14 protein-coding genes are annotated in these 12,106 nt (G+C 52.0%); 6 read left to right on the plus strand and 8 right to left on the minus strand.

The window, feature by feature from the left end:
* Window positions 1-63 precede the first annotated feature (63 nt).
* From sspB to zapE, 5 genes are all read right to left on the minus strand, one after another.
* Window positions 64-558, minus strand: a complete 495-nt coding sequence (sspB, locus tag ACI2I2_RS08855) for a ClpXP protease specificity-enhancing factor (protein WP_404657583.1) — start codon at window positions 556-558, stop codon at window positions 64-66.
* Between the two features lie 4 nt (window positions 559-562).
* A complete protein-coding gene (gene sspA / locus ACI2I2_RS08860) occupies window positions 563-1,201 on the minus strand; it encodes a stringent starvation protein SspA (RefSeq protein ID WP_404657584.1) in 639 nt (212 codons plus the stop codon).
* Window positions 1,202-1,515: 314 nt separating this feature from the next.
* Window positions 1,516-1,908, minus strand: a complete 393-nt coding sequence (gene rpsI, locus ACI2I2_RS08865; RefSeq protein WP_003025138.1) for a 30S ribosomal protein S9 — start codon at window positions 1,906-1,908, stop codon at window positions 1,516-1,518.
* A gap of 15 nt (window positions 1,909-1,923) precedes the next feature.
* A complete protein-coding gene (gene rplM, locus ACI2I2_RS08870; protein ID WP_182062705.1) occupies window positions 1,924-2,352 on the minus strand; it encodes a 50S ribosomal protein L13 in 429 nt (142 codons plus the stop codon).
* 290 nt (window positions 2,353-2,642) lie between these two features.
* Window positions 2,643-3,776, minus strand: a complete 1,134-nt coding sequence (gene zapE / locus ACI2I2_RS08875) for a cell division protein ZapE (RefSeq protein ID WP_404657585.1) — start codon at window positions 3,774-3,776, stop codon at window positions 2,643-2,645.
* 189 nt (window positions 3,777-3,965) lie between these two features.
* On the opposite strand from zapE, the gene zapG reads away from it, so the two are divergent.
* The 3 genes from zapG (at window position 3,966) to degS (ending at window position 7,056) form a co-directional block, all read left to right on the plus strand.
* Complete coding sequence (gene zapG, locus ACI2I2_RS08880; protein WP_330984012.1) at window positions 3,966-4,364, plus strand: Z-ring associated protein ZapG; 399 nt, start codon at window positions 3,966-3,968, stop codon at window positions 4,362-4,364.
* Between the two features lie 174 nt (window positions 4,365-4,538).
* Complete coding sequence (gene degQ / locus ACI2I2_RS08885; protein WP_404657586.1) at window positions 4,539-5,912, plus strand: serine endoprotease DegQ; 1,374 nt, start codon at window positions 4,539-4,541, stop codon at window positions 5,910-5,912.
* Between the two features lie 85 nt (window positions 5,913-5,997).
* Window positions 5,998-7,056, plus strand: a complete 1,059-nt coding sequence (degS, locus tag ACI2I2_RS08890) for an outer membrane-stress sensor serine endopeptidase DegS (protein WP_404657587.1) — start codon at window positions 5,998-6,000, stop codon at window positions 7,054-7,056.
* A gap of 214 nt (window positions 7,057-7,270) precedes the next feature.
* Here the strand turns inward: degS and mdh are convergent, their stop codons facing one another.
* Window positions 7,271-8,209, minus strand: a complete 939-nt coding sequence (gene mdh, locus ACI2I2_RS08895; RefSeq protein ID WP_330984015.1) for a malate dehydrogenase — start codon at window positions 8,207-8,209, stop codon at window positions 7,271-7,273.
* Between the two features lie 415 nt (window positions 8,210-8,624).
* Between mdh and argR the strand changes: the two genes are divergently transcribed.
* From argR to yhcN-B, 3 genes are all read left to right on the plus strand, one after another.
* Window positions 8,625-9,095 carry a transcriptional regulator ArgR gene (gene argR / locus ACI2I2_RS08900; protein WP_330984016.1) on the plus strand — a complete coding sequence of 157 codons (471 nt, stop codon included), beginning with the start codon at window positions 8,625-8,627 and terminating at the stop codon, window positions 9,093-9,095.
* 373 nt (window positions 9,096-9,468) lie between these two features.
* Window positions 9,469-9,732 carry a peroxide/acid stress response protein YhcN gene (gene yhcN, locus ACI2I2_RS08905; protein WP_404657588.1) on the plus strand — a complete coding sequence of 88 codons (264 nt, stop codon included), beginning with the start codon at window positions 9,469-9,471 and terminating at the stop codon, window positions 9,730-9,732.
* 108 nt (window positions 9,733-9,840) lie between these two features.
* Complete coding sequence (gene yhcN-B, locus ACI2I2_RS08910) at window positions 9,841-10,107, plus strand: DUF1471 family stress response protein YhcN-B (protein WP_330984018.1); 267 nt, start codon at window positions 9,841-9,843, stop codon at window positions 10,105-10,107.
* 48 nt (window positions 10,108-10,155) lie between these two features.
* Here the strand turns inward: yhcN-B and ACI2I2_RS08915 are convergent, their stop codons facing one another.
* Both ACI2I2_RS08915 and ACI2I2_RS08920 read right to left on the minus strand, forming a co-directional pair.
* Window positions 10,156-10,431 carry a hypothetical protein gene (locus ACI2I2_RS08915; protein WP_404657589.1) on the minus strand — a complete coding sequence of 92 codons (276 nt, stop codon included), beginning with the start codon at window positions 10,429-10,431 and terminating at the stop codon, window positions 10,156-10,158.
* A 52-nt stretch (window positions 10,432-10,483) separates the two neighbouring features.
* The gene (locus ACI2I2_RS08920; RefSeq protein WP_404657590.1) at window positions 10,484-11,938 is read right to left on the minus strand and encodes an NAD-dependent succinate-semialdehyde dehydrogenase; all 1,455 of its coding nucleotides are present in this window, start codon (window positions 11,936-11,938) and stop codon (window positions 10,484-10,486) included.
* Window positions 11,939-12,106: the final 168 nt, after the last annotated feature.

A 12,106-nucleotide genomic window follows, 5' to 3' on the forward strand; every position in this document is an offset into this window, starting at 1 on the left:
AAACCACGCTTTTTCCTTCTTTGTCAGCAATCTAACAGGCCCAAACGGGCCTGTTAGAGTAGATTACTTCACGACGCGAAGCGCCGGACGCCCACCACGCGGTGGAGGCGTGTCATCAGGATCGTTGTCATCGTCGTGATCAGGCTTATCGCCGTCGATCACTGACATCACCGTTTCACCTTCAGTACCGATTTCAGCGTCGTCATTCACGTGGGGAGCCTCTTCGTCGTACGCCGCTTCCGGCTCGAACATGGTTCCCGCACCGTTTTCACGAGCATAAATCGCCAGCACTGCTGCCAGAGGCACTTCAACCTGACGTGGCACCCCGCCGAAGCGAGCGTTAAAGCTCACTCCGTCGTTCGCCAGTTCCAGGTTGCCCACGGCTCGTGGTGCAATATTCAGAACGATTTGTCCGTCACGCGCGTACTCCATCGGTACGCGAACACCCGGCAACGTCACGTCGACCACCAGATGTGGCGTCAGTTGGTTATCCAGCAGCCATTCATAGAATGCCCGCAACAGATAAGGACGGCGCGGTGTCAGTTGTGACACATCCATTCAGTTAGCCCCGACCGAGGCGCATTTCACGCTCGGGTTCAGTTAAGGAAGCGAGGAAGGAATCACGCTCGAAGACGCGAGTCATATACGCTTTCATCTCTTTGGAACCCGCACCGACCAGTTCGATGCCCATGACCGGCAGACGCCACAGCAGCGGAGCCAGATAGCAATCGACCAGGCTGAACTCATCGCTCAGGAAGTACGGCTTCTGAGTGAAGACCGGCGCAATCGCCAGCAGCTCTTCACGCAGTTGTTTACGGGCAGCATCAGCCTGCGCCGCAGAACCGTTCATGACGGTATTCATCAGCGAATACCAGTCTTTCTCGATGCGGTGCATGTACAGACGGCTTTCACCACGCGCCACCGGATAAACCGGCATTAACGGCGGATGGGGGAAACGCTCATCCAGATATTCCATAATGATGCGAGATTCCCAAAGGGTCAGCTCGCGATCTACCAGTGTCGGGACGCTTTGATTCGGGTTGAGGTCAATCAGATCCTGAGGTGGATTGTCCTTTTCCACGTGCTCAATCTCGAAGCTGACACCTTTTTCGGCCAGCACAATGCGGACCTGATGGCTATAGATGTCAGTAGGACCAGAAAACAGCGTCATTACCGAACGTTTGTTGGCAGCGACAGCCATGAAAACCTCCAGGTATAGTAAGAATTTTTACTGCTACCAGCCACAACACGCGGCCAGCCAGATGTGAAGCCCTGTAAGCGTCGAACGACATTCCTGTTCACGAACAAAACAAAAAATGACCAATCACCCGCATTTGGGCAGAAAATTGGATGATAGTTTACCAGATTTTGCAGGCTTTGTGGTGAGGGGATTCTGGAAATGCTTAAAAAGGCCGGAAAAGAACGACAACCATTGTGGATAACGCCTGTTTTATCCATAAAAAAACCCGCCGAAGCGGGTTTTTTCGCCAATTGTTCTGCCTGAGCAGAAAACAATTAACGCTTGGAGAACTGAGGACGACGACGTGCTTTACGCAGGCCGACTTTCTTACGTTCAACCTGACGAGCATCACGAGTAACGAAGCCAGCTTTACGCAGTTCGCCACGCAGGGACTCATCGTACTCCATCAGAGCGCGGGTGATACCGTGACGGATCGCACCAGCCTGACCAGAGATACCACCACCTTTAACAGTGATGTACAGATCCAGTTTCTCAACCATGTCGACCAGTTCCAGCGGCTGACGAACTACCATGCGGGCAGTTTCACGACCGAAGTACTGTTCCAGAGAACGTTGGTTGATAACGATTTTGCCGCTGCCCGGTTTGATAAACACGCGAGCTGCGGAACTTTTGCGGCGACCAGTGCCGTAGTATTGATTTTCAGCCATTGCCTATAATCCCGATTAGATGTCAAGAACTTGCGGTTGCTGTGCCGCGTGGTTGTGCTCGTTACCCGCGTAAACTTTCAGTTTACGGAACATCGCACGACCCAGCGGGCCTTTTGGCAGCATGCCTTTAACCGCGATTTCAATCACACGCTCAGGACGGCGGGCAATCATCTCTTCAAAGGTCGCTTCTTTGATACCACCGATGTGACCGGTGTGATGGTAATACACTTTGTCTTCGCGCTTGTTGCCGGTTACAGCAACTTTTTCTGCGTTCAGAACGATGATGTAATCACCAGTATCTACGTGCGGAGTATATTCCGCTTTATGCTTACCGCGCAGGCGACGAGCCAGTTCGGAAGCCAGACGGCCCAGAGTTTTACCGGTCGCGTCAACAACATACCAGTCACGCTGTACGGTTTCTGGTTTAGCTGTAAAAGTTTTCATTAAAAGCTTACCCAAATAAATAAGTTACACGTTGGTGAACACCCAAACGTTTAAAAGTTGAGGCTCACACGACAAAGTCCGGCAAACCTACCCCTTCGAATAGCCTATGCCAGCACATAGAAAGTTTTGGGAAAAAAACCTTCTCGTAACGTGGGGTCGCAAGATTATAGAGAAGTCACGGTCAAAGATCGACCCCTAAATGCGAATAGTCGCAAGGTTTTCGACCATTTGATTTGTGCGGCCTGATGCCCCCACTCCCAGCCCCTCTCCCATAAGGAGAGGGTGGCGCACTAAGGCTGATGCTCACGCTTCAGGTATTCCTCACTCTGCATCTCTTGCAGGCGTGAAAGGCAGCGCTGGAACTCAAATTTCAGGCGCTCGCCCTGGTAGATGTGATGTAAAGGCACCTCTGCGCTCACCACCAGTTTGACGTGGCGTTCGTAGAATTCATCCACCAGCGCAATGAAGCGGCGGGCCTCGCTTTCCATCAGCGGCGTCATCACCGGTACGTCAATTAACATGACCGTGTGGAACAACCGTGAAAGCGCGATGTAGTCATGTTGGCTGCGGGCATCAACGCAAAGGGTAGCGAACGAAACCGCCAGCGTCTGGTTTTCCGCCCCAAGCGTTGCCAGTGGCCGATGATTGATTTCCAGCGTTGGCGCGTTTTCACGCTTAGCCCCCGCCAAAGCCAGCCACAGTTTGTCCATTTGCTGGCGCGTGTCGTCGTTCAGCGGCGAAAGCCACAGATGCGCCTGAGTCAGCGTGCGCAGACGGTAATCGATACCCGCATCCACATTCATGATGTCGCAATGCTCTTTGATGGCGTCGATGGCAGGCAGGAAACGCACGCGCTGCAGACCATTACGGTATAAATCGTCTGGCGGAATATTGGAGGTCGCCACCAACGTAATGCCGCGGGAGAACAGGGCTTTCATTAACCCGCCAAGCAGCATCGCATCGGTAATGTCTGAGACAAAAAACTCATCAAAACAGAGCACGTCAGTTTCGGCTTTAAATCGGTCGGCCACAATTTCCAGCGGATCGCTATGCCCTTGTAGCGCCGTGAGTTCCTCATGCACTCGCAGCATAAAGCGATGAAAGTGCAGACGCTGCTTACGCTCACCTGGCAGGCTCAGGTAAAACATGTCCATCAGCCAGGTTTTGCCGCGCCCGACGCCTCCCCACATATATAAGCCACGAACCGGCGTGACGGTTGTCGTCGAGTCTCGTTTCCCCAGGAGCTTTCCGAATTTCGCACGTAAACCGCCGCTGCTGGCTGCTGGCGTGGTGGAAGGTCGGGTCATCAATTCCTGGTAGATAACATCGAGCCGGGAGACGGCCTCGCGCTGGACATCGTCCGGCTGATGGGAGCCCTCTGAGAGCGCCTGAAGGTATCGCGATGTGGGGGTCATGCTTTGCATAAGTTGTTGTTATTTCCTGAAAAGCAACGTGCCGCAGTTCACGGTTGTCGAAAAAAAGGCCGTTCTACACTACGCGATGATACGCCAGGATTCCACTTCTAAGGAAATAGCGGTTATAGTGGCACTATCGGGCGCAGGCGAGGAGCCTTTTTGCCACCCTACGGAACCACAAAACAACGGGAGAAGTTCATGACCTGGGAATATGCGCTAATTGGTTTAGTCGTCGGTATCATCATTGGCGCCGTCGCAATGCGCTTTGGCAACCGCAAGTTACGCCAGCAACAAGCCCTGCAATACGAACTGGAAAAGAACAAAGCAGAGCTGGACGAATATCGTGAAGAGTTAGTCAGCCACTTTGCCCGCAGCGCCGAGCTGCTCGACAATATGGCGCATGATTACCGCCAGCTGTATCAGCACATGGCGAAAAGCTCCAGCAACCTGCTGCCGGAAATGAGCGCAGAGGAAAATCCATTCCGCAATCGTCTGGCGGAATCTGAAGCCAGCAACGATCAGGCGCCGGTTCAGATGCCACGCGATTACTCAGATGGCGCATCCGGTCTGTTGCGCAGCGGCGTTAAACGCGACTGATCACCGCCTTTCTGACTATTTTTTACGGGCGCGACTCCTGCGCCCGCCTCTTCCCCCCCTTCCCAGCTATTATTTAGTCATCACCTCATTGTTAGGCGTCCGAAAATTCAATAACATCGGGCTGTTTATGGGCATTTTTTCTTTCTCCTCCTCAGGTAATGAGAGCCAGCATCAATGAAAAAACAAACCTTATTATTGAGTGCGTTAGCGTTAAGTGTTGGACTGTCTCTTGGCGCTGCTGCGCCCGTGTCTGCCTCTCTGCCTGCCGTGGTCCCGGGACAAGGCCAACCACCGAGCCTTGCGCCGATGCTGGAGAAAGTGCTTCCTGCGGTGGTCAGCGTGCAGGTTGAAGGCACCGCATCACCCGCCCCTGGCGGTCAAGTTCCTGATGAACTGAAGAAATATTTTGGTGATGACGCACCAACCGATCAGCCTCAACCGTTTGAAGGTCTGGGCTCAGGCGTCATTATTGATGCGGCAAAAGGCTATGTGCTGACCAACAATCACGTCGTGAATCAGGCGCAGAAAATCAGCGTACAGCTGAACGACGGGCGAGAGTTTGAGGCCAAACTGGTGGGAAGCGACGATCAAAGCGATATCGCGCTGCTGCAACTGCAAAAAGCCGATCATCTGACACAAATCGCTATTGCCGATTCCGACAAACTTCGCGTCGGTGATTTTGCCGTTGCGGTCGGCAACCCGTTTGGCCTGGGCCAGACTGCCACTTCAGGCATTATTTCTGCTTTAGGGCGCAGCGGCCTCAATCTGGAAGGTCTGGAAAACTTCATTCAGACCGACGCCTCCATTAACCGCGGCAACTCCGGCGGCGCGCTGCTGAATCTTAATGGCGAACTGGTCGGTATCAATACCGCGATCCTGGCCCCCGCCGGTGGCAGTGTCGGCATCGGCTTTGCCATTCCCAGCAACATGGCCATTACTCTGGCAAAACAGCTGATTCAGTTTGGCGAAATTAAGCGTGGCCTGCTTGGTATCAAAGGCATGGAAATGACCGCTGATATCGCGAAAGCCTTCAATCTGGATATTCAGCGCGGGGCGTTTGTCAGTGAAGTCCTGCCAGGTTCTGGTTCAGCTAAAGCAGGCATTAAATCAGGTGACGTAATAGTCAGCCTGAACGGTAAACCGCTAAATAGCTTCGCAGAATTGCGCTCAAGGATTGCCACCACCGAACCGGGTACAAAGGTTAAACTGGGCTTACTGCGCGCAGGCAAACCACTGGATGTGGAAGTCACGCTGGATAAAAGCACCTCCTCTACCGCCAGTGCCGAACTGATCACCCCTGCTCTGCAAGGTGCGTCATTGAGCGATGGCCAGATGAAAGATGGCACTAAAGGTATCGTGCTTGATGACGTAGTGAAAGGCAGCGCGGCGGCCCAGGTTGGGTTGCATAAAGATGATGTCATCATCGGCATCAACCGTGAGCGAGTTCAGTCGATTGCCGAAATGCGCAAAGTTCTGGAGTCAAAACCCGCGATCATTGCGCTCAACGTGATGCGCGGCAATGAAAGTATCTATCTGTTGCTGCGTTAAGTGAAATTTTTCGGGCATCCTCTGGGTGATGCCCGAAAAACTCATGGTATGCTGCGCCTGTTTCCTTACCAGTGATAAAGGCATCATGCTTGTAAAGCTCCTACGCTCCGTCGCGATTGGTTGTATTGTGGGTGGCATTCTGTTGGCCGCCATGCCGTCATTGCGTCAATTTAATCCGCTGTCCACAGCGCCGTATGACAGTACGGACGAGTCCCCTGCCAGCTACAATCAAGCGGTGAAACGTGCAGCACCTGCCGTGGTGAACGTCTACAACCGTGCGTTAAATAACACCAGCCATAATATGTTGACCCTGGGGTCGGGTGTGATTATGGACGAGCGCGGGTACATCATTACTAACAAGCACGTGATTAACGATGCCGACCAGATCATCGTCGCGTTGCAGGACGGACGAGTGTTTGAAGCGTTGCTGGTCGGTTCTGATACTCTGACTGATTTGGCAGTCCTGAAAATCACTGCCAACGGCGGTTTGCCCGTTATTCCCATCAATCCCAAACGTACTCCGCATATCGGTGATGTCGTGCTGGCGATTGGTAACCCGTATAACCTGGGCCAAACCATCACTCAGGGCATTATCAGCGCCACCGGGCGCATCGGCCTGAACCCATCAGGTCGGCAGAATTTCCTGCAAACGGATGCCTCCATCAACCACGGCAACTCCGGTGGTGCGCTGGTCAATTCGCTCGGCGAACTGATGGGTATCAACACCCTTTCCTTTGATAAGAGCAACGATGGCGAAACACCGGAAGGCATTGGTTTCGCCATTCCTTTCCAGCTGGCGACAAAAATCATGGATAAGCTGATTCGTGATGGGCGCGTCATTCGTGGTTATATCGGAATTAGCGGGCGTGAAATTGCCCCGCTCCACGCTCAGGGTGGCGCACTGGATCAGATTCAGGGCATTGTGGTGAATGAAGTCGCAGCAGGTGGCCCGGCGGCAGAAGCGGGCATTCAGGTGAACGATGTGATTGTCACTGTAAATGACAAACCGGCTGTATCGGCGCTGGAGACAATGGATCAGGTGGCCGAAATTCGCCCTGGCTCCGTTATCCCTGTTGTGGTCATGCGCGATGATAAGAAGCTGACGCTCAAAGTCACCATTCAGGAATATCCCGCAACCAACTAACAGCCATAAAAAAACCGGAGCACAGGCTCCGGTCAGACTGCTGACAAAGAAGGAAAAAGCGTGGTTTTTCCTTCTTTGTGGTTATCAGCCGAAAATCAATAAATTGATTTTCCTTGTTTTTTATTCGGTACCCTATGACGAATCTCATTCGTTAGAGGTTTGTCATCACTCTCACCGGAGCACAGGCTCCGGTTCTTCTTTACTGGCAAAAGGCTTATTTGTTCACAAACTCTTCGCCCAGCACGATATCTTTCTTCAGGGTATCGAGCATGCCTTCCATCGCGTGTTGTTCAAACGCGCTCAGCTTGCCGATAGATTGACGCTCTTCCACCCCGTTTTTACCCAGCAGCAGCGGCTGTGAGAAGAAACGAGCATGTTCACCGTCACCTTCAACATAAGCACACTCAACGACGCCTTTCTCACCCTGCAGTGCACGCACCAGGGAAAGACCAAAGCGAGCAGCCGCCTGACCCATAGACAGTGTCGCGGAGCCGCCACCGGCTTTTGCTTCCACCACTTCGGTGCCTGCATTCTGGATACGCTTAGTCAGGTCTGCCACTTCCTGTTCGGAGAAGCTCACACCTGGAATTTGCGACAGCAGCGGCAGAATAGTCACACCTGAGTGACCGCCAATAACCGGCACTTCAACGTCGGTTGGTTGTTTGCCTTTCAGTTCCGCCACAAAAGTATTTGAGCGGATGATATCCAGCGTGGTGACGCCAAACAGTTTGTTTTTGTCGTAAACGCCCGCTTTCTTCAGCACTTCTGCTGCAATCGCGACCGTGGTGTTGACCGGGTTGGTAATGATCCCAATGCAGGCTTTCGGGCAAGTTTTAGCAACCTGCTGCACGAGATTCTTCACGATGCCAGCGTTGACGTTAAACAGATCGGAACGATCCATCCCTGGTTTACGCGCGACACCGGCAGAAATCAGCACCACATCCGCACCTTCCAGCGCAGGTGTTGCGTCTTCGCCGGAAAAGCCTTTGATCTTGACCGCTGTCGGGATATGGCTGAGATCTACCGCCACACCAGGTGTGACTGGCGCGATATCATACAGGGAGAGTTCTGAGCCGGAAGGCAGTTGGGTCTTAAGTAGTAGGGCAAGCGCCTGGCCGATACCGCCAGCTGCGCCGAGGACTGCGACTTTCATCCTAAACTCCTTATTATGGTTAGTTTCATCTACCGAAACTCCGTTGCGGCAACCTTAATTCACAAGGTAAACAATAACAACAAGCGGTGTGACAGAATGCGGCGTTCCCCGCAGCATTGCGTTGTTATCGCTCACTTTACCGCCTGAATCAGGCTTTACGCGACGGCGTAACCAGTCGACTACTGGTTACAATACACCCAGCAAGTTGGGCAAAACAACATCATTTTGATAACAATTGATTTACTTTTACCCTTATTATCGCGCCGTGACGAAAGCATGTTTCTTGATAACGATTTTTGATAAAATCGTTCCCTTTCATAACATTATTTCAGCCTTGTTGATGGCAGATAATTTGCATAAAAATTCATTCATATGCATAATAATGTTGTTTTTACCGCCATGAAATGGGTGACTTATGCGAAGCTCGTCTAAGCAAGAAGAATTAGTCAAAGCGTTTAAAGCGCTGCTTAAAGAAGAAAAATTCAGTTCTCAGGGCGAAATCGTCCAGGCATTGCAGGAAGAAGGCTTTGATAATATCAATCAGTCTAAAGTCTCCCGCATGCTGACGAAGTTCGGCGCAGTCCGCACCCGCAACGCCAAAATGGAGATGGTTTATTGCCTGCCCGCTGAGCTGGGCGTTCCAACCACTTCCAGCCCGCTGAAAAACCTGGTGCTGGACATCGACTATAACGATGCCGTAGTGGTCATCCACACAAGCCCGGGCGCTGCACAATTGATTGCCCGTCTGCTGGATTCTTTGGGTAAAGCAGAAGGCATTTTGGGTAGCATCGCTGGCGATGACACTATCTTCACCACCCCCGCACGCGGCTTCACCGTAAAAGATCTGTACGAAGCCATTCTGGTGTTGTTCGAGCAAGAACTTTAAGTGCCCCTCTCCGGTTAGCGCCGGAGAGTCTCCGTCCTTCCCAACGCACCGAAACGCTACATAAAACTCCCTTTTCTTTAACATTAAGTGCGTTTCACTGCCTTAATGTATTCATCCAGTGAATCTCGTTAGCAAAATCGCACGAAATATCAAATCTATCTATCTCTATGATTTTCTTATTTTTAATAGGGTCACTTTTGCATTCCCTGCCATTTTTAATGCCTTTTAGTTATAAAAATGACGTTTTTTGACATTTAATTACACGGGCAATCATTAGCCTGGTATTAATTTTTTGAGTGATTAGTGTATACTTGATTTTGTGATGAGGGTCACGAAACAAGACCCTGATAAAAAATTCGACGAGGTGAATATTATGAAAATCAAAACCACTGTAAGCGCATTGACCATCCTTTCTGTTCTCTCTTTCGGCGCTTTTGCAGCAGATTCTATCAATGCAGATCAGGCCGCTAATCGCCAGGCGATGGGGACTGTTTCTGTCGGTGCCGTTGGTTCTTCTCCGATGGACATGCATCAGATGTTGGATCAAAAAGCCCAGGAACAAGGTGCTTCTTCTTACCGCATCATCGAAGCACGCACCGGTAAAAGCTGGCACGCCACTGCAGAGCTGTACAAATAAGTTTTCTTTATAGTCAGAAGCAAAATCCGAATGTAAACCCGCGGCACCAGGCATAAAAAAAGCAGTTCAAACCTTCTCGCCGCGTATCAATGAATTGAGGTAAAGATTATGAAAAACGCAATGATTATCGCATCCCTGGGTCTGGCATCTGTTCTTTCTTTCAGCGCCGGTGCAGCTGTTCATCAGGTTAGCGCAGAGCAGGCACAAAACCTGCAATCCATGGGTACCGTCTCTGTTTCTCAGGTGGGTAGCGCGCCAATGGACATGCGTCATGAACTGGCTGCTAAAGCTGAAAAAGAAGGGGCTTCCTCCTACCGCATTATCGAAGCGCGTTCAGGCGATACCTGGCACGCTACAGCTGAGCTGTACAAATAAACCCTCGTCGTCTTACTGACGACTTGCCCCCGCCTGTCGGGGGCTTTTTTATTTATGCCGGACGTTAAAACGCAGCATCCCTTCCAGCTCTTCTTCCGCTTCATCAAACAGCAATATGAGCGCGCCGTAGCGTCGGTGCTGTGCCTCGTCAAGATGGATAAACTCTATCTCCAGTGGCAGCGGTAACTGACTGTTGGTCACGGCTTCCCAGAGTGAATCAAGATCGCGAATCGGCACCCCGGCAAGGGAAAACGTGCGGGTAAACTCACGGTAAAAATCGTTTTGATTGCCGATATGGTTGAAATCAAAGGTATAGCTTTTCATGCATGCCCCGCCTCGCCCCAGACGGGCGGCGCAGGCCGCCCTTTGTATTCGCTTATAATCCCCCAAGATGCAGGGTTTTGACTTCCAAAAACTCATCCAGCCCTAACACCGATCCCTCACGGCCAAGCCCGGACTCCTTCACGCCACCAAAAGGCCCCAGCTCTGTGGATACGGCACACTCATTAATCCCGATCATGCCGCTTTCCAGCGCCTGTGAGACCCGGAAGACCCGCTGTAAATTCTGAGTATAGAAATAAGCGGCGAGGCCAAACGGCGTGTTGTTCGCACGCTGGATAACTTCTTCCTCACTGGTGAAACGGAAGCAGGCTGCTACCGGGCCAAAGGTTTCTTCCTGAGCTAACTGCATGTTATCGCTGCAATCGCCTAAAACGGTTGGTTGCCAGAAATTGCCGCCCAACGCATGGGCTTTGCCCCCGGCGAGCACATTAGCCCCTTTGGCAACGGCATCTTCAACGTGTTCACGCACTTTCTTGACGGCAGCGGGTTCGATCAACGGGCCAACCACAACGCCCTCTTCCGCTCCGTTCCCCACTTTCAGGCCATTCACGGCGTCTGCCAGCTTGCGGGTAAATTCGTCGTAGACCTTTTCCTGAATGTAGAAGCGGTTAACACTGACGCACACCTGTCCGGCATTTCGGAACTTGTTGGCAATCGCGCCTTTCACTGCAGCATCAATGTCCGCATCTTCAAAGACGATGTAAGGCGCATTGCCGCCCAACTCCATCGACACTTTCTTCATTGTCTCTGCCGCGTTTCGCACCAGCGTTTTGCCCACAGCCGTCGAACCGGTGAAAGAAATCTTGCGCACTTCGTGACTGGCCATGATGGCGTCACTGATCTCAGAGGTATTACCCGCCACGGCATTCAGCACACCGTCAGGAACACCTGCTTTTTTGGCTAACTGCAGGAGGGCGAAGGCACTAAGCGGCGTATTGTTGGCAGGCTTGATAACCCCGGTACACCCCGCAGCCAACGCCGGACCAAGTTTGCGCGTCAGCATTGCCATCGGGAAATTCCACGGCGTGATGGCCGCGACGACACCCACAGGTTCGCGAGTCGCCAGAATTCGGGAACCGGGTTTGACAGGCGGAATGATTTCGCCGTTTGCGCGTTTGCCTTGTTCGGCAAACCACTGAATAAAGCTTGCGGCGTATTCTACTTCGCCTTCCGCTTCTTTTATCGGCTTGCCCTGCTCGGTGGTCATCAATCTGCCCAGCCAGGCTTTGTTCTCGATGATTAACTGATACCAGCGAGAGAGGATTTCAGAGCGCTCTTTCGCCGTTTTCGCTCGCCAGAGTGGGAAAGCTTTACTTGCTGCAGCAATCGCGGCTTCGGTTTCTTTCTTACCTGCTTTCGCTACTTTGGCTATCACTTCTCCTGTTGCCGGGTTAACGACGTCGAATGTCGTCTCGAGGGGTTTCCATACGCCATCAACAAAAAAACCCGTTTGAAAAAGTTCGTTATCCTGGAGTGCCTGCGTTGTCATGATTCCTCCGACCGTGGTGTCCTGTGATAACAGTTAAGTATAGCCATAAAAAAACCGACGCTTTTGGCGTCGGTCAGATTGCAGAGCGAAGCATTGCCCGGCGGCACTTCGTTTGCGCTGGCCTACAAGGGCTATTCTGTAGCCTGGTAAGCAAAGCGCCACCGGGCG

Source organism: Scandinavium sp. NPDC088450 (genome assembly GCF_044900545.1).
In the GTDB taxonomy this organism is placed as follows: Bacteria; Pseudomonadota; Gammaproteobacteria; order Enterobacterales; family Enterobacteriaceae; genus Scandinavium.

Coding starts and splice junctions, on each gene's coding strand:
- degS (WP_404657587.1), top strand. CDS start 5,998: ATGCTTGTAAAGCTCCTACGCTCCGTCGCGATTGGTTGTATTGTGGGT.
- zapG (WP_330984012.1), top strand. CDS start 3,966: ATGACCTGGGAATATGCGCTAATTGGTTTAGTCGTCGGTATCATCATT.
- yhcN-B (WP_330984018.1), top strand. CDS start 9,841: ATGAAAAACGCAATGATTATCGCATCCCTGGGTCTGGCATCTGTTCTT.
- argR (WP_330984016.1), top strand. CDS start 8,625: ATGCGAAGCTCGTCTAAGCAAGAAGAATTAGTCAAAGCGTTTAAAGCG.
- sspB (WP_404657583.1), bottom strand. CDS start 558: ATGGATGTGTCACAACTGACACCGCGCCGTCCTTATCTGTTGCGGGCA.
- mdh (WP_330984015.1), bottom strand. CDS start 8,209: ATGAAAGTCGCAGTCCTCGGCGCAGCTGGCGGTATCGGCCAGGCGCTT.
- zapE (WP_404657585.1), bottom strand. CDS start 3,776: ATGCAAAGCATGACCCCCACATCGCGATACCTTCAGGCGCTCTCAGAG.
- sspA (WP_404657584.1), bottom strand. CDS start 1,201: ATGGCTGTCGCTGCCAACAAACGTTCGGTAATGACGCTGTTTTCTGGT.
- rplM (WP_182062705.1), bottom strand. CDS start 2,352: ATGAAAACTTTTACAGCTAAACCAGAAACCGTACAGCGTGACTGGTAT.
- rpsI (WP_003025138.1), bottom strand. CDS start 1,908: ATGGCTGAAAATCAATACTACGGCACTGGTCGCCGCAAAAGTTCCGCA.
- ACI2I2_RS08920 (WP_404657590.1), bottom strand. CDS start 11,938: ATGACAACGCAGGCACTCCAGGATAACGAACTTTTTCAAACGGGTTTT.
- yhcN (WP_404657588.1), top strand. CDS start 9,469: ATGAAAATCAAAACCACTGTAAGCGCATTGACCATCCTTTCTGTTCTC.
- degQ (WP_404657586.1), top strand. CDS start 4,539: ATGAAAAAACAAACCTTATTATTGAGTGCGTTAGCGTTAAGTGTTGGA.
- ACI2I2_RS08915 (WP_404657589.1), bottom strand. CDS start 10,431: ATGAAAAGCTATACCTTTGATTTCAACCATATCGGCAATCAAAACGAT.